This is a genomic window from Pseudomonas sp. 9.1(2019), assembly GCF_009910445.1.
GTDB classification, from domain to species: Bacteria; Pseudomonadota; Gammaproteobacteria; order Pseudomonadales; family Pseudomonadaceae; genus Aquipseudomonas; species Aquipseudomonas paraversuta.
Genome location: NZ_VBWF01000010.1, coordinates 218821 through 234308, shown reverse-complemented (window position 1 = coordinate 234308; position 15488 = coordinate 218821). Strand labels below are relative to the sequence as shown.

The following is a 15488-nucleotide window of genomic DNA, read 5'->3' as shown; positions in this document are numbered from 1 at the left end:
CGATGCTGCGTGCAACTCAGGTGCGGGTCACCGCCCTTGGCTGGCTCACAGGCTTAGATCTTGCCGACCAGGTCGAGCGATGGAGCGAGGGTGGATTCACCTTCTTTCCATTTGGCCGGGCAAACTTCACCCGGGTGAGCAGCAACGTACTGGGCTGCCTTGATTTTGCGCAGCAGCTCGGAAGCGTCACGACCAACGCCGCCATCGTTCAGCTCGACGATTTTGATCTGACCTTCAGGGTTGATCACGAAAGTACCGCGGTCAGCCAGGCCTGCTTCTTCGATCAGTACGTCGAAGTTGCGGGAGATGGTCAGCGTAGGGTCGCCGATCATGGTGTACTGGATTTTGCCGATGGCTGGCGAAGTGTTGTGCCAGGCAGCGTGAGCAAAGTGGGTGTCAGTGGACACGCTGTAGATTTCCACGCCGAGTTTTTTGAACTCTTCGTAGTTGTCAGCCAGGTCTTCCAGTTCGGTCGGGCAAACAAAAGTGAAGTCGGCCGGGTAGAAGAAAACGACAGACCACTTGCCTTTCAGGTCAGCGTCCGACACTTCCACGAAGCTGCCGTTTTTGTATGCAGTAGCTTTGAACGGTTTTACATGGCTGTTGATGATAGGCATCGTTGTCTCTCCGTCAGGGTTGAAAAGTTGATGGGGTGAATCCTAACAACTCATTTCGTATCTGGCTCATTGGCAAAGCTGATGCTGACGATTGGTTTTAGCTATCAGGTGAGCCTATAGATAGTAGAAAACCAAATAGGGGCCACCTTGCGCCATTTCAACCCTCGTCAGACATCGATAACTTTTTGCGCGGTAATGCTCATCCCCGTAAACGGGGTCGCTTCAACATAGCGCATGGCGGACTTTACGTCCTTCCAGCCGACGTAATTCATCAGCGACTTCAAATCCCAGCCACTTTGATGGGCCCATGTTGCAAAACCGCGACGCAGCGAGTGGCTGGTGTATTGCTCTGCAGCAATACCCGCGCGTTCCAGGGCCTGGCGCAGCAGCGCAATTACGCTGTTGGCGTGCAACCCCTCCTCCCCCAGGTTGCCCCAGCGGTCTATGCCACGAAACACCGGGCCGCGGACCAGCGCCGAGGTATTGAGCCACTCAATGTAGGCCCGCACCGGGCATAACCGCAGCAAGGCCGGGGTCTGAAAGGTCTTGCCCAGATTGTCGCGGTCACTTTTGCTGCGCGGCAGGTACAGGGTGATACCGGAACCTGGCACCGCTTGCACATGCTCGATCTGCAAGCGGCACAGCTCGTCACTGCGAAACCCGCGCCAGAAACCCAGCAGAATCAGGGCCGCATCCCGTCGTGCTCGCAGCAGTGCAGGCTGATCGGCATTGGCTTGCGCCGCCCGAGCCTCACTTTCGAGCCAGTCGACCACCTGCTCCAGGTGCTGCAATTGCAACGGCTCAGCCTGCTTCTCCTGTACCGGGTGCAAGGCCCTGATGCCCTTGAACACTTTGCGCACCACCGGCGCCTTGGTCGGATCGGCAAACCCCTGGCTGTTATGCCACTGGGCAATGGCCGACAGGCGCAACTTGAGCGTGTTGATTGAGAGCTGGCCGGCGTGAGCCACCAGGTAGCGGGCCACGCTGTCACTGGTGGCAGGCAGGAACCCGCCCCAGGTGACTTCGAAGTGTTCGATGGCTGCCCGATAACTGCGGCGGGTGTTATCGCGGGTCGCGGCGTTTAAGTAGCGATCCAGCTCGCTCATGGGCAGTTCTCTTGATTGGCGTACTGAAAACGGGCCTTAAAAGCAGTTCCAAGGCTCTAACACGGGATAATACCAGTATATCCCGCCTCTTGAATCTTAAATAAAGACAAAATTTAATCGATAATATAGTATGTAATTACATGATACATACCACAGTACATAATCGTAGGAGAAGACCATGGCCCGTGGCGGCGTAAACAAGGCGGTGGTGCAAATTGCACGCACGGCAATCCTGGCCCGTGGCGAACACCCGAGCATTGATGCAGTACGTATCGAGATGGGAAATACCGGGTCGAAAACCACTATCCACCGCTATCTGAAAGAGCTGGAGGAGATCGACTCACGCCGGGGCGCGCCACAGGAACAGCTCGGGGACGAGCTGGCGGAGCTGGTCGCCCGCCTCGCCCAGCGCCTGCAAGAGCAAGCCCAGGAGCCGATCGATCGGGCCCGGGCACACTACGAACAACTCCAGGCAACGCTGCAAGAGCAGCTCGACCAGGCACAACAGACGCAAACCCGGCTCCAGCAGCAACTTGAGATCCAGGGCAATGCACTGAGCCAGGAAACGGCAAATCTTGAGTCCACACGCTCCATGCTGCAGACCGAGCAAACCCGCAACGCTGCGCTGAATCAGGCTTGCAGCGACTTTGAGCTGCGCCTCAAAGACCGCGACGAGCAAATTCGCTCGCTGGAAGACAAACACCTGCATGCCCGCGAAGCACTTGAGCACTACCGCAGCGCCGTCAAAGAGCAGCGCGAGCAGGATCAGCGCCGCCACGAAGGACAGGTTCAGCAGATTCAGATGGAACTGCGCCAGGCACAACAAAGTGCACTGGTACGCCAGGATGAGATCACCCAGCTGCATCGCGACAACGAGCGCGTATTGAGCGAAAGCCGCGCACTGGGCAAGGAACTGAATCAGTCCAACGACCAGCAACACAAATTGAGCAACCTCAATGGCCAGCTCAGCAGCCAGTTAACTAAGCTGGAAAACGAGCGCACCCTGCTCCAGGAACGCTTGCGGGTTGCACTTGAGGACAGCGAAGTCTTGCAACAAGCGCAAAGCAAGGCGCAGGAAGCCGGCACGGCATTGACCCTGCGGGCACTAAAAGCCGAAGCAGCACTTGAAAGCCTGAAAGCGCAGAAAGACGACACACCCGAACAAACAGCCGACTAGAAGCCCGTACTCGCTGACGAGGAACGAGGCTGCGATAAGGTGCGAAGGACCGTGCGCGACGTCCGAGAGCCGTGCACAAGGCCTTCGCGGCCTTGGGCCTCGCCAGCGATTACCCGGGTCAAGTCTTTGTTCAGCTAGCGTTCAGCAAATGCAATCGATTCCTGTTTGTAAATGAGTATCAAAATGTTACAAATTGCCACCCTGGCCAATTCGTGACGCGGTACTCATCCCATGCTGGTTCCATTTCTGATCATGCTGCGCGAAGGAATCGAGGCCGCTCTTATAGTCGGCATCATTGCCAGTTACCTCAAACAAACGGGGCGCGGACAGTGGATGCCCGCCGTGTGGACCGGAGTCTTCCTTGCTGTCGCTCTGTCCCTGCTGGTGGGCGGCGGCCTGGAGCTGATGAGTGCAGAGTTCCCGCAGAAACAGCAGGAGCTCTTCGAAGGCATTGTCGGTCTGATCGCCGTCGGCATTCTCAGTTCGATGGTGTTCTGGATGCGCAAAGTGGCGCGCTCCATCAAGCACTCTCTTCACACCTCCCTGGATCACGCCCTCGCGGGGTCAAAACATCAAGTCACGGCACTGATTGCCATGGTGTTCTTTGCAGTTGCCCGCGAAGGACTCGAAACCGTGTTCTTTCTGCTCGCCGTGTTTCAGCAGAGCGAAGGCCCCGCAGCACCGCTGGGCGCCCTGCTCGGTCTGGTCCTCGCCATTTTCGTCGGTTTCGCCATTTATAGCGGCAGCATGCGCTTGAATCTGGGCCTGTTCTTCCGCTGGACCGGACTGTTCATTCTGCTGGTTGCCGCAGGCATTCTGGCCAACTCGGTACAGGCCCTGCACGAAGCCGGCTTGTGGAACCACCTGCAAGGCGTGGTGTTTGATATCAGTGCCGCACTGCCAATGGATGGACCGGCAGGTTCTGTGCTGGCCGGCATGTTCGGGTATCAGGATGCGCCCACAGTGAGCGTGCTAGGCGCCTATGTGATTTACCTGCTGCTGACGCTGGCGATGTTCTTTCGCCCTGCCGCCAGCCCCAAAAACGCCCCCGCTTCTTCAGTGACAAACCCATAAGGTCCTGCATGCCTACCCCTGCAAGCGGTACACCCCCTCGCGCCATGCGCTGGGCGGTGGCCGGCTCGGTGATCGTGATGATCGCGGCCGGCGCTTTGTTCTATTACGCCTCGCAGCTGGCTGCGGCCAAACGCAAGGCTCACAGCTCTGAAATCACCGTGACCATTCACCCCCACAGTTGCGAGCCCGACTCGCTGTCGGTACCCGCAGGCTTCAATAGCTTTCGCATCGTCAACGCCTCCGAGCGGGCTGTGGAGTGGGAAATTCTGGATGGCGTACTGGTGGTCGAGGAGCGTGAAAACATCGCTCCCGGCCTTAGTCAGGTGATCAATGCCACACTGGCACCCGGGGATTACGCCATCACCTGCGGCTTGCTCAGCAACCCGCGCGGCACCTTGCACGTCACGCCTACAGCCCAATCCCAAGCCAGCGCCAAAGCGCGACCGTCCCTGGTGGCATTTATCGGTCCGCTGTCTGAGTTCCGGGTCTATCTGAACAGCCAGGGCAACGCTTTGATCACGGCGGTGGATGCCTTGTCGCAAGCCATTGCCACGGGCGACCTCGCACAGGCCCGGGCGCTTTACCTGCCCGCCCGCGAGGCTTATCAGCGACTGGCCCCGGCAGCGCAACGCCTGGCCGAACTGGACAACGCCATCAACGCCCGCGCGGACTACTTCGAAAAACGTGAACAGGACCCCGGCTTCGGCGGCTTCCACCGCATCGAGTACGGGCTGTTTTCCCAGAGCAGCACCCAGGGCCTGGGTGTCTTTGCCCAGCAACTGCATGCCAATGCGGTGTTGCTCAAGCAGCAGTTGCTGGCCCAGTCACTGCCTCCCGGGCAATTAGTCAGCATTGTCGCCCGGACCCTGCATAACCTGGCCGATACCCGCGCCGGTAGCGGCGAAGAAGAGCGTTACAGTCATATCGACCTCAGTGGTTTTGCCGCCAACCTGCAGACCACACGCAAGGTCGTTGATCTGTTGCGTCCTTTACTGGCCAAGAACAATGCCGAGCTCCTGCAGCGTATCGATACTGCCAGTACCGCGCTCGAGGCTGAGATCAACAGCCTCAAAACACCCCAGGGTTACATCACTTACGACACCGTGAGCGACCTGCGGCGTCAAGCTATCAGTAACAAGGCCAAGGCTCTGGCCGATGCACTCGATGGAATCGATCCCGCCCTTGGCCTTTGAGGCCTGTAATTGCAGACGAGATGCACATGAGCGACTCAGAAAACAGTCTTGATCCATTCAATCTGCAGCGCCGTCGTGTGCTGCTGGGCATGGGAGTCGCCGGGGCGGCACTGGCAGGCGGCGCTTTGAGCTGCCCGGCCATGGCCGCCAGTGGCGGGCAAAACGTTCAGGTGACCCAGGCCCCGAGCAGCGATAAAACCCGGGACCGGCATGATTATTACGGCCAGCATCAAAACGGTATTCTCACCCCGCGCCCCGCAGCGGGCATGCTGGTGGCTTTTGATGTGCTGGCCAGCGACCGGCAAGACCTGGAACGCCTGTTTCGCACCCTCAATCAACGCATTGCGTTCCTGGTCAAGGGCGGCCCGGCCCCTCAGGCCGACCCAAGACTGCCGCCTCCTGACTCAGGGATTCTCGGCCCGCAGGTGACACCGGACAACCTGACGGTGACGGTCTCGGTGGGGGCGTCGCTGTTCGATGAGCGCTTTGGCCTGGCGACCGCCAAGCCCAAGCGCTTGAGCCGCATGCAAGGTTTCCCCAACGATGCGCTCGAGCCTGCACAGTGCCATGGCGATCTGAGCCTGCAGTTTTGCGCCAACACTGCGGACACCAATATTCACGCCCTGCGCGACATTGTGAAAAACCTGCCGGATTTGTTGCTGGTGCGCTGGAAGCAGGAAGGTACAGTGCCGCCACAAGCGCCGACCAAGCCCGGCGAGCCGGCGCAAAGCGCGCGCAACTTTCTGGGCTTTCGCGATGGCTCGGCCAACCCGGACTCCACCGACAACAGCCTGATGAACAGCATTGTCTGGGTCGGGCCCGAAACTGACGAACCGCACTGGGCGGTCAACGGCAGTTACCAGGCGGTACGCATCATCCGCAACTTCGTGGAGCGCTGGGACCGCACACCGCTGCAAGAGCAGCAAAGTATTTTCGGTCGCAACAAAGCCAGTGGCGCCCCCATGGATGGCGCCCATGAAACCGATGTCCCGGACTACAGCAACGATCCCGATGGCAAAGTGACCAGGCTTGATGCACACATCCGCCTGGCCAACCCGCGCACGGCAAAAACCCGCAACAACCTGATACTGCGTCGACCGTTCAACTACTCCAACGGGGTTAACAAAAACGGCCAGCTGGACATGGGACTGCTGTTCATCTGCTACCAGAGCGATCTGGAACAAGGCTTTATCGCGGTGCAAACCAGACTCAATGGCGAACCCCTGGAGGAATACCTCAAGCCGGTCGGCGGCGGTTACTTCTTCACGCTGCCCGGGGTGCGCGACGAACAGGATTTCGTTGGGCGTTCCTTGCTCAATGCCGCCGCACCTGTTGCCAACGCCTGACCCAATCATCTGAACCCAACCGGAAAAGCCCCATGAAGAAGACGCCATTCGCACTGCTCATCACACTTGGCTTGCTCCATACCCCGCTCTCGGCCCTGGCAGCGACTGCACCGCTGGATCTGGTGGGCCCGGTCTCGGACTACAAGATTTACGTCACCGAGCAGCTGGATCTACTGGCCGACAATACGCAGCAATTTACCGATGCGGTAAAAAAGGGTGATTTGGCCGCAGCCAAAAAGCTCTACGCTCCGACTCGCGTCCATTACGAGTCCATTGAGCCTATTGCCGAACTGTTCAGCGACCTGGACGCGTCGATCGACTCCCGGGTCGACGATCATGAACAAGGGGTAAAAGCCCCGGACTTCACCGGTTTTCACCGCATCGAATACAGCCTGTTTTCCGAGAACAGCACCCAGGGTCTGAATGAACTGGCAGACGGGCTGAACAAAGACGTCCAGGACCTGCAAAAGCGTGTCGCCGGGCTGACGTTCCCGCCTGAGAAAGTTGTCGGTGGCGCCGCTTCGCTGATGGAAGAAGTGGCTGCTACCAAGATTTCCGGCGAAGAAGACCGCTACAGCCACACCGATCTGTACGACTTCCAGGGGAACGTTGACGGCGCGAAAAAAATCTTCGACCTGTTTCGCAGCCAGATCCAGCAGAGCGACCAGGCGTTTGCAGCCAAGGTGGACAAGAACTTCGCCACTGTTGACAGGATTCTGGCCAAATACCGTACCCAGGACGGCGGCTTTGAAACCTATGACAAGGTCAAGGACAACGACCGCAAGGCGTTGATTGGCCCCGTCAACACCCTGGCCGAAGACTTGTCGACCTTGCGTGGCAAGCTCGGCCTGAACTAATAGCCTGTTTGAATGCGCCAACCGATGTGACTCGCATCACATGCCCGCAGGTTGGCGCATTAATTACTGAATATTTATATGTGCCCTATCCCGACCTGCATCACTGTTTTATTAGCGCAACAAGCGCTAAAAGATAATGCGTTACTGAAAAGCCTCTAAACGCTGGATGTTTGGACGCGAGAAATGCTTTCCTGAATAACAGCTGTCTAGCCCTTAAAAGCATGGGACCTTGATCGAACTTTCATAGGTTTTTCACAACTCTGCGTTTAACGTATGCTCATTCCTGCGACGGAAGTACGCAAAAGTCTGCAACAAAATCATGCAGATATCGTAGTCCGATGACTTTACCTTTAGACGTAATAGTCTTTACTCCACGTGCACGCGAGCCTTGGCCTGCGCGCAAGTAGATCGACTTTTACCGAGTCGTCTTGTGCCATTGAAACTGACTGGAACGAATAATTTGAAACCCTACCCTATCCAGTGCGTGTCGATCGTCATACCGGTCTACAACGAAGAGCAGAGTCTTCCTGAGCTATTGCGCCGTACTGAAGCAGCCTGTGCACAGTTGACGCAGGCCTATGAAATCGTTCTGGTCGATGACGGCAGCCGGGATCAATCGGCGCAAATCCTCGAGGACGCGGCTGCACGCGAAGGCAGCCCGGTAGTTGCGGTAATTCTCAATCGTAACTATGGGCAACATGCTGCGATCATGGCGGGCTTCGAGCATTCCAAAGGCGATGTTGTCATCACTCTGGACGCCGACCTGCAAAATCCGCCGGAAGAAATCCCGCGCCTGGTCGCCCAGGCAGCCCTGGGCTACGACGTGGTCGGCACAGTGCGCAACAATCGGCAGGACTCCGCCTGGCGCCGCTGGCCGTCACGGCTGATCAACCTGGCCGTGCAACGCTCGACAGGTGTTGCCATGAGCGATTACGGCTGCATGCTGCGCTGCTATCGCCGCTCCATCGTTGAGGCCATGCTCGCCTGTCGCGAACGCAGTACGTTTATCCCGATTCTCGCCAACAGTTTTGCCCGGCACACCACTGAAGTGCTGGTCGAACATGCCGAGCGCGAACACGGTGATTCCAAGTACAGCCCCATGCGCCTGATCAACCTGATGTTCGACCTGATCACCTGCATGACCACCACACCTTTGCGTCTGCTGAGCATCATCGGTTTCAGCATGGCGGTACTGGGCGTGCTCTTCGCCATTGCATTGATCATGCTGCGTCTGATCTTCGGCGCCTCGTGGGCCGGACACGGCACCTTCGTACTGTTTGCGGTGCTGTTCGTGTTTACCGGCGGCCAATTTATCGGCATGGGGCTACTGGGCGAATACCTGGGCCGCATGTACAGCGATGTGCGGGCCCGGCCACGGTTTTTCATTGAAAAAATCGTTCGCGCCGAACCTGCAACTTCTACCGTTTCAACTTGCACCCCGACTTCTTCAACTTCGACACAGGTTCAATCATGAGTTTGAAAGCCGTTGTTTTCGCCTATCACGATATTGGCTGCACAGGCATTGAAGCCTTGCTCAATGCAGGCTACGAAATTGCTGCTGTGTTTACCCATGCCGATGACCCGAAAGAAAATAACTTTTATGGTTCAGTCGCCCAGCTGTGTGCCCGCAAAGGCATTCCGGTACATGCACCGGAAGACGCCAACCATCCGCTGTGGATCGAACGTATCCGCAAGCTGAACGCCGACTACATTTTCTCGTTTTACTACCGCAACCTGTTGGGCGAAGAGTTGCTGGCCAGCGTCAGCCAGGGTGCTTTCAACCTGCACGGCTCGTTGCTGCCGCGCTACCGCGGCCGCGCTCCGGCGAACTGGGTACTGGTCAAGGGCGAAACCGAAACCGGCGTGACCCTGCACCGTATGGTCAAACGAGCCGACGCAGGCGACATTCTGGCGCAACAACGGATCAGCATCGAACGCACCGACACCGCACTGACCCTGCACGGCAAATTGCGCGAAACCGCTGCCCAGTTGCTGGCCGAAGCCCTGCCGCTGCTGCCCCAGGGCAAGCTCAAGGAAACCCCGCAAGACGAATCCAAAGCCACCTACTTTGGTCGTCGCACGCCAGCTGATGGCCTGCTGCAGTGGGCACGCCCTGCAGAAGAGCTGTTCAATCTGGTTCGGGCTGTTACTCAACCTTATCCGGGGGCCTTCTGTGCAGTGGGCGAGCACAAACTGATCGTCTGGGGCGCCGAAGTGGTTGCCGGTAACCAGGGCCACGCACCGGGCCAGGTCATCAGTTGCGATCCGCTACGCATCGCATGTGGTCAGGACTCGCTGGTAGTGACTGCCGGTCAGCGCAATGAAAACGGCCTGTACCTGAGCGGCCCGCAACTGGCCCGGGAACTGGGTCTGGTAGAAGGTTCGCGTCTGCGCGGTAGCGAGTCGGGTCGCAAGGCCCGCCGTACCCGCGTCCTGATCCTGGGGGTTAACGGCTTTATCGGTAACCACCTGTCCGAGCGCCTGCTGCAGGACGACCAGTACGAAGTTTACGGTCTGGATATCGGTTCTGACGCCATTGAGCGTCTGCGCAGCCACCCGAACTTCCACTTTGTGGAAGGTGATATCAGCATCCACACCGAGTGGATCGAGTACCACATCAAAAAATGCGACGTGGTTCTGCCGCTGGTGGCCATCGCCACGCCAATCGAATACACCCGCAACCCGTTGCGTGTATTCGAACTGGACTTCGAGGAAAACCTCAAGCTGGTGCGCTACTGCGTCAAATACAACAAGCGTGTGATCTTCCCGTCCACGTCCGAAGTGTATGGCATGTGCCAGGACAAGAACTTCGACGAAGACACGTCCAACCTGATTGTTGGCCCGATCAACAAACAGCGCTGGATCTACTCGGTCTCCAAGCAACTGCTGGACCGCGTGATCTGGGCCTACGGCCAGAAAGGCCTGAAGTTCACCCTGTTCCGTCCATTTAACTGGATGGGCCCGCGTCTCGACCGTCTGGACTCGGCACGGGTTGGCAGCTCGCGCGCCATCACTCAGCTGATCCTGCACCTCGTGGAAGGCACCCCGATTCGTCTGGTAGACGGTGGCGAACAAAAACGCTGCTTCACCGACGTGGCCGATGGTATCGAAGCTCTGGCGCGCATCATCGACAACAAAGGCGGCAAGTGCGACGGCCAGATCATCAACATTGGCAACCCGGAAAACGAAGCCAGTATCCGTGAACTGGGTGAAGAGTTGCTGCGTCAGTTCGAAGCGCATCCGCTGCGTGACAACTTCCCGCCATTTGCCGGTTTCCGCGATGTTGAAAGCCAGTCGTTCTACGGCACCGGCTATCAGGACGTGAGCCACCGCAAGCCAAGCGTCGAGAACGCCCGTCGCCTGATCGACTGGACCCCGACGACCGAACTCAGCGAAACCATTGGCAAGACCCTGGATTTCTTCCTGCGTGAAGCCATGGTTGAAATCGCGGAAAAACGCTAATGCAAGCTGGACTGCGCATAGATGTCGATACCTACCGTGGAACCCGAGAAGGGGTTCCGCGGTTGCTCGAACTGCTCGATGAAGCCCACATCAAGGCCACGTTTTTTTTCAGCGTGGGGCCTGACAACATGGGCCGCCATTTATGGCGGCTGATCAAGCCCCAGTTTTTCTGGAAGATGATGCGTTCCAAGGCCGCCAGCCTCTATGGCTGGGATATTTTGCTGGCCGGCACTGCCTGGCCAGGAAAGCCCATCGGCCAGGATCTGGGGCATTTAATGCGCCAGACCCTGGCTGCGGGCCATGAGGTCGGCTTGCATGCCTGGGATCACCATGGCTGGCAAGCCAACACCGGGCGCTGGAGCGAGGCGCAACTGATCGAGCAGATCCGGCGCGGCGTCGACACCTTGAGCGACATTACCGGCCAGGCGGTCGAATGTTCGGCCGCCGCCGGCTGGCGTGCAGACGAGCGCGTAGTCCAGGCCAAGGAAACCTTTGGCTTTCGTTACAACAGTGATTGCCGCGGGCACAGTCTGTTTCGGCCAAGGTTGGCCGACGGCAGCCTGGGCGCGCCGCAAATCCCTGTGGATCTACCCACTTTCGATGAAGTGGTCGGGCCAGAGCTGAGTGCCGCCGACTTCAATTCATACATTCTTGATCGCTTCAGCCCACAAAAGCTGAATGCGTACACTATCCACGCTGAAGTAGAAGGGATTCTGATGGCTAACGACTTCCGTCAATTACTGGCGCAGGCCCGTACCCGTGACATTCATTTCCAGCCCTTGCGGGATTTGCTGCCCGCCGATCCCGACAGTATTGCAGCCGGACAATTGAGCCGGGGCGTACTGGACGGGCGTGAAGGCTGGCTGGGAGTGCAGAAACCATGACTCAGCGCTGGACGATACCGCTTCTGGTTCTGGCTTTTATCGCGTTTTATCTGTTGCCGCTGGGCACCCACGGTTTGTGGATCCCGGACGAAACACGCTACGCGCAAATCGGCCAGCAAATTCTGGTCGACGGCAACTGGATCACCCCGCACTTCATGGACTTGCGTTACTTCGAGAAGCCGATTGCGGGCTACTGGATGATCGCCATAGGCCAGGCCATTTTTGGCGAAAACCTGTTCGGCGTGCGCATAGCCTCCGCCGTTGCCACCGGCCTCAGTGTGTTCCTGGCCTATGTCGTGGCCCGCCGTTTGTGGAATGACCCGCGCAAGAGCTTTGCCTGCGCCCTGGTCTACATGACATTCGGCCTGATCGCCGGCCAGGCGGGTTACTCGAACCTCGACCCGCAGTTCACTCTGTGGGTTAACTTGAGTCTGGTCGCGTTGTGGTTTGCGGTTGACAGCAGCACCCGGCGCGATCGCCTGATCAGTTGGGCTGTACTGGGTTTTGCCTGTGGCATGGGCTTTATGACCAAAGGCTTTCTGGCCCTGCTGTTGCCGGTGTTGATTGCCCTGCCCTACATGATCTGGCAAAAGCGCTTTGTCGAGCTGGTCAAATACGGTCTGGTGGCCATGCTGGTTGCCGCCCTTGTATCGCTGCCCTGGGTCCTCGCCGTTCACGCCCAGGAGCCTGACTACTGGCGCTTCTTCTTTTGGCACGAGCATATTCGCCGTTTTGCCGGTGACGATGCCCAGCACGGGCGCCCGTGGTGGTTCTATCTGCCGCTGCTGGTGGTTTCCAGCCTGCCCTGGGCAGCCCTGTTGCCCGTTACGTTCAAGGATGCGTGGCAGAACAAGCGCCATGCCAGCGTAGTTTTCGTGTCGCTATGGTTTCTGCTGCCGCTGGCCTTGTTCAGTCTGAGCAAAGGCAAGTTACCGACCTACATCATGCCCTGCATGTTGCCGCTGGCTCTGTTGCTGGGCCACGGGATGATCCAGCGGGTAGAACAGGCCAAAACCGGTGCCTTGCGCTTTAACGGCCTGGTCAACTTGCTGGTGGGCAGTGCGGGACTGGCGGCCCTGATCTACTTCCAGATCAAGAAACCGTTCTATGACAACGAGCCGCAACACATGGCGTTGCTGGTCGGCGTGCTGCTGACGTGGATCGTCACCGGCCTGCTGACACTTTCCCGGCCGCTGAAGATGTGGGCGGCGCCTGCCCTGGCTATGGGGGTTCTGGTGCTTGCGTTACCAGCGAGCATGCCCAGCAGCGTTGTGCACAACAAAATGCCCGATCAGTTCATTCTTGAGCATATCCAGGAGCTGTCCCAGGCCAAAACCTTGCTCAGCAACGATCTGGGTGCAGCCTCTGCCTTGTCCTGGCGCCTGCGCCGCCCCGATGTGACGCTGTACAACACCCAGGGTGAAGTCAAATACGGCCTGACCTATGACGATGCCAAAGGCAAAAGCATTGCGTTGGCCGACATTGGCCCGTGGATGACTGAAGCGCGACGCCAGGGTCCGGTGGGCGTGGTAATGCGGGTCAAGGACAGCGATGAAAGCCATGAAATGGACATGCTGCCTGAAGATGGCCAGCGTTATGACGACGGCAACATGGTGATTCTGATCTTCCCGCAGAGCGCCCAATGACATTTGCACTTCTGTTGCTGGCCTGCCTGCTGACCTGCGCAGGCCAGATTGCCCAAAAATACGCAGTCGAAAGCTGGCGCGGCCCCGAGTCCGGGGTTGCGCAAAAGCTGCAATCGCCCTGGCTGTGGCTGGCACTGCTGTGCCTGGGCTTCGGTTTGCTGGTATGGCTGCTGGTACTGCAACGGCTTGAAGTCGGGGTTGCCTACCCGATGCTCAGCTTGAATTTTGTGCTGATCACCCTGGTAGCCCGCTATCTGTTCAAAGAACACATCGATCGGCGTCACTGGATAGGTGTAGGGCTGGTAATTGCCGGTGTGGTCCTGTTAGGACAGCACACATGAGCCTGCGCCGTGGATTTGTCTTTGCCTCGGCCAGCGTGTTGCTGGTCAGCACGGCCCAACTGGGCATGCGCTGGAGCATGACCCGCCTGCCGGAACCTGCTCAATGGCTGAGCGCGATCAGTCAGGGGGAGGTATCAGTGCCGGCGCTGGGTGTGGTTTTTGCGGCCATCATGGCCTACGCGCTATCGATGCTCTGCTGGCTGCTGGCCTTGCGGGACTTGCCCCTGGGCCGCGCCTATTCGCTGTTAAGCATCAGTTACGCCCTGGTGTACCTGCTGGCCGCCAGCCTGCCGGTGTTCCATGAAAGCTTCACCCTTTCGAAAACCCTTGGTGTGACCTTGGTCATTCTGGGGGTACTAACGATCAACTCTCGACGTACCCCAAGTTCCAGGAACTGCGCATGAAAATCAGTGTATTTGGTAGTGGTTATGTAGGCCTGGTGCAGGCGACGGTATTGGCGGAAGTCGGCCACGATGTGATCTGCATGGACATCGACCAGAAGAAGGTCGAACTGCTGCAACAAGGTCATGTCAGTATTTTTGAACCGGGACTCTCCAGCCTCGTGCGGGATAACCTTGAAAGCAAGCGCCTGCGATTTACCAGCGATGAGAAACTCGCGGTTGAGCACGGCCAGGTGCTGTTTATCGCCGTGGGCACCCCGCCCAGCGAAGACGGTTCGGCAGACCTGGGCGCAGTATTCTCGGTCGGAGACGCAGTCGCCCGCCATCGCGTTGAACCGTTGATCCTGGTAGAAAAATCCACCGTTCCAGTAGGCACCGGCGACGCCCTGACGATCCATATCAATAAAGCGCTGAGCCAGACCGGGCGCTCGTTGCAATTCGACGTCGTGTCCAACCCCGAATTCCTCAAGGAAGGCTCGGCAGTGACGGACTGCCGCCGTCCGGATCGCATCATCATCGGCTGCGCCCGTGAAGAAGTGCGCGAAGTGATGCGCGACCTTTACGCCCCGTTCAACCGCAACCATGACCGTATTATTTTCATGGACCTGCGCAGCGCCGAGCTGACCAAATACGCCGCCAACTGCATGCTCGCCACCAAGATCAGCTTTATCAACCAGATTGCCGAACTGGCAGAGCACCTGGGGGCCGACATTGAAGCAGTACGCCTGGGCATCGGTGCCGATACCCGCATCGGCTACCACTTTATTTACCCTGGCTGCGGCTATGGCGGCTCGTGTTTCCCCAAAGACATGCGCGCGCTGATCCACAGTGCCCATCAAGTCAATTGCTCCAGCGACCTGCTGCAGGCGGTTGAAGCCATCAACGAACGCCAGAAGCACAAGCTGTTCGATCGCATCAACGGGTTCTTCAAAGGTGATCTGAAAGGTAAAACCTTCGCCCTGTGGGGCCTGGCGTTCAAACCCAATACCGACGACATGCGCGATGCACCGAGCCGCGTATTGATGCAGGCACTGTGGGATGCCGGCGCCGACGTTCGCGCATTCGACCCTGAAGCCATGCAGGAAACCCAGCGTTTGTACGGTGACGAACCGCGCCTGAGCCTGATGGGGACTCCGGAATCGACCCTCAACGGAGCCGACGCACTGATCGTGTGTACCGAGTGGCAACAATTCAAGGCGCCGGACTTTGATCTGATCAAGGCCCGCCTCAAAACCCCGGTGATCTTCGACGGACGCAACCTGTATGACGGCGAGCGTCTGGCGCGTGCAGGGTTGCAGTACTACCCGATGGGGCGTGGCGAGTCCTGCAACTTGCCAGTGTCCCAAGGTTCAACGACCGTTTGATGAAATGACAGCGCCGCCAT

At 58.3% G+C, this 15488-nt stretch carries 14 protein-coding genes; 12 read left to right on the top strand and 2 right to left on the bottom strand.

Annotated elements, in window-relative coordinates; translation table 11 throughout:
- Positions 1-53 precede the first annotated feature (53 nt).
- Positions 54-617, bottom strand: coding sequence for an alkyl hydroperoxide reductase subunit C (gene ahpC / locus FEZ21_RS14545; RefSeq protein ID WP_003445433.1), 564 nt, complete (start codon positions 615-617; stop codon positions 54-56).
- A gap of 167 nt (positions 618-784) precedes the next feature.
- Positions 785-1723 (bottom strand): site-specific integrase, encoded by a 939-nt coding sequence (locus FEZ21_RS14540; RefSeq protein ID WP_003445420.1) that lies wholly within the window; start codon positions 1721-1723, stop codon positions 785-787.
- 178 nt (positions 1724-1901) lie between these two features.
- Here FEZ21_RS14540 and FEZ21_RS14535 point away from each other — a divergent pair, with 178 nt between their 5' ends.
- From FEZ21_RS14535 to FEZ21_RS14480, 12 genes are all read left to right on the top strand, one after another.
- Positions 1902-2900: a DNA-binding protein gene (locus FEZ21_RS14535; RefSeq protein WP_160627597.1), complete on the top strand. Its 999-nt coding sequence runs from the start codon at positions 1902-1904 to the stop codon at positions 2898-2900.
- Between the two features lie 231 nt (positions 2901-3131).
- Entirely contained in the window at positions 3132-3974 is an 843-nt protein-coding gene (efeU, locus tag FEZ21_RS14530) for an iron uptake transporter permease EfeU (protein WP_160627595.1), read from the top strand.
- An 8-nt stretch (positions 3975-3982) separates the two neighbouring features.
- Positions 3983-5167: an iron uptake system protein EfeO gene (gene efeO / locus FEZ21_RS14525; protein ID WP_160627593.1), complete on the top strand. Its 1185-nt coding sequence runs from the start codon at positions 3983-3985 to the stop codon at positions 5165-5167.
- Between the two features lie 26 nt (positions 5168-5193).
- Positions 5194-6513, top strand: a complete 1320-nt coding sequence (gene efeB / locus FEZ21_RS14520) for an iron uptake transporter deferrochelatase/peroxidase subunit (RefSeq protein WP_160627591.1) — start codon at positions 5194-5196, stop codon at positions 6511-6513.
- A gap of 32 nt (positions 6514-6545) precedes the next feature.
- A complete protein-coding gene (gene efeO / locus FEZ21_RS14515; RefSeq protein ID WP_160627589.1) occupies positions 6546-7370 on the top strand; it encodes an iron uptake system protein EfeO in 825 nt (274 codons plus the stop codon).
- Positions 7371-7830: 460 nt separating this feature from the next.
- Complete coding sequence (arnC, locus tag FEZ21_RS14510; RefSeq protein WP_003445413.1) at positions 7831-8844, top strand: undecaprenyl-phosphate 4-deoxy-4-formamido-L-arabinose transferase; 1014 nt, start codon at positions 7831-7833, stop codon at positions 8842-8844.
- On the top strand, positions 8841-10832 hold the full coding sequence (arnA, locus tag FEZ21_RS14505; RefSeq protein WP_029612633.1) for a bifunctional UDP-4-amino-4-deoxy-L-arabinose formyltransferase/UDP-glucuronic acid oxidase ArnA: 1992 nt from the start codon (positions 8841-8843) through the stop codon (positions 10830-10832). The genes arnC and arnA overlap by 4 nt, the downstream gene beginning before the upstream one ends.
- Complete coding sequence (gene arnD, locus FEZ21_RS14500; protein ID WP_160627587.1) at positions 10832-11716, top strand: 4-deoxy-4-formamido-L-arabinose-phosphoundecaprenol deformylase; 885 nt, start codon at positions 10832-10834, stop codon at positions 11714-11716. Before arnA ends, arnD begins: the two co-directional genes overlap by 1 nt.
- Positions 11713-13362: a lipid IV(A) 4-amino-4-deoxy-L-arabinosyltransferase gene (gene arnT, locus FEZ21_RS14495; protein ID WP_160627586.1), complete on the top strand. Its 1650-nt coding sequence runs from the start codon at positions 11713-11715 to the stop codon at positions 13360-13362. The genes arnD and arnT overlap by 4 nt, the downstream gene beginning before the upstream one ends.
- Positions 13359-13703, top strand: a complete 345-nt coding sequence (arnE, locus tag FEZ21_RS14490; RefSeq protein WP_003445404.1) for a 4-amino-4-deoxy-L-arabinose-phosphoundecaprenol flippase subunit ArnE — start codon at positions 13359-13361, stop codon at positions 13701-13703. Before arnT ends, arnE begins: the two co-directional genes overlap by 4 nt.
- Positions 13700-14107, top strand: a complete 408-nt coding sequence (gene arnF / locus FEZ21_RS14485; protein ID WP_003445402.1) for a 4-amino-4-deoxy-L-arabinose-phosphoundecaprenol flippase subunit ArnF — start codon at positions 13700-13702, stop codon at positions 14105-14107. Before arnE ends, arnF begins: the two co-directional genes overlap by 4 nt.
- A complete protein-coding gene (locus FEZ21_RS14480) occupies positions 14104-15468 on the top strand; it encodes a UDP-glucose/GDP-mannose dehydrogenase family protein (RefSeq protein WP_160627584.1) in 1365 nt (454 codons plus the stop codon). Before arnF ends, FEZ21_RS14480 begins: the two co-directional genes overlap by 4 nt.
- The last annotated feature ends 20 nt before the right edge of the window (positions 15469-15488 follow it).

Bases quoted from the DNA above. Each gene is read 5' to 3' on its own strand.
- ahpC (WP_003445433.1), bottom strand. From the start codon at position 617: ATGCCTATCATCAACAGCCATGTAAAACCGTTCAAAGCTACTGCATAC.
- FEZ21_RS14480 (WP_160627584.1), top strand. From the start codon at position 14,104: ATGAAAATCAGTGTATTTGGTAGTGGTTATGTAGGCCTGGTGCAGGCG.
- arnT (WP_160627586.1), top strand. From the start codon at position 11,713: ATGACTCAGCGCTGGACGATACCGCTTCTGGTTCTGGCTTTTATCGCG.
- FEZ21_RS14535 (WP_160627597.1), top strand. From the start codon at position 1,902: ATGGCCCGTGGCGGCGTAAACAAGGCGGTGGTGCAAATTGCACGCACG.
- arnD (WP_160627587.1), top strand. From the start codon at position 10,832: ATGCAAGCTGGACTGCGCATAGATGTCGATACCTACCGTGGAACCCGA.
- arnF (WP_003445402.1), top strand. From the start codon at position 13,700: ATGAGCCTGCGCCGTGGATTTGTCTTTGCCTCGGCCAGCGTGTTGCTG.
- efeB (WP_160627591.1), top strand. From the start codon at position 5,194: ATGAGCGACTCAGAAAACAGTCTTGATCCATTCAATCTGCAGCGCCGT.
- efeO (WP_160627589.1), top strand. From the start codon at position 6,546: ATGAAGAAGACGCCATTCGCACTGCTCATCACACTTGGCTTGCTCCAT.
- efeO (WP_160627593.1), top strand. From the start codon at position 3,983: ATGCCTACCCCTGCAAGCGGTACACCCCCTCGCGCCATGCGCTGGGCG.
- FEZ21_RS14540 (WP_003445420.1), bottom strand. From the start codon at position 1,723: ATGAGCGAGCTGGATCGCTACTTAAACGCCGCGACCCGCGATAACACC.
- arnE (WP_003445404.1), top strand. From the start codon at position 13,359: ATGACATTTGCACTTCTGTTGCTGGCCTGCCTGCTGACCTGCGCAGGC.
- arnA (WP_029612633.1), top strand. From the start codon at position 8,841: ATGAGTTTGAAAGCCGTTGTTTTCGCCTATCACGATATTGGCTGCACA.
- efeU (WP_160627595.1), top strand. From the start codon at position 3,132: ATGCTGGTTCCATTTCTGATCATGCTGCGCGAAGGAATCGAGGCCGCT.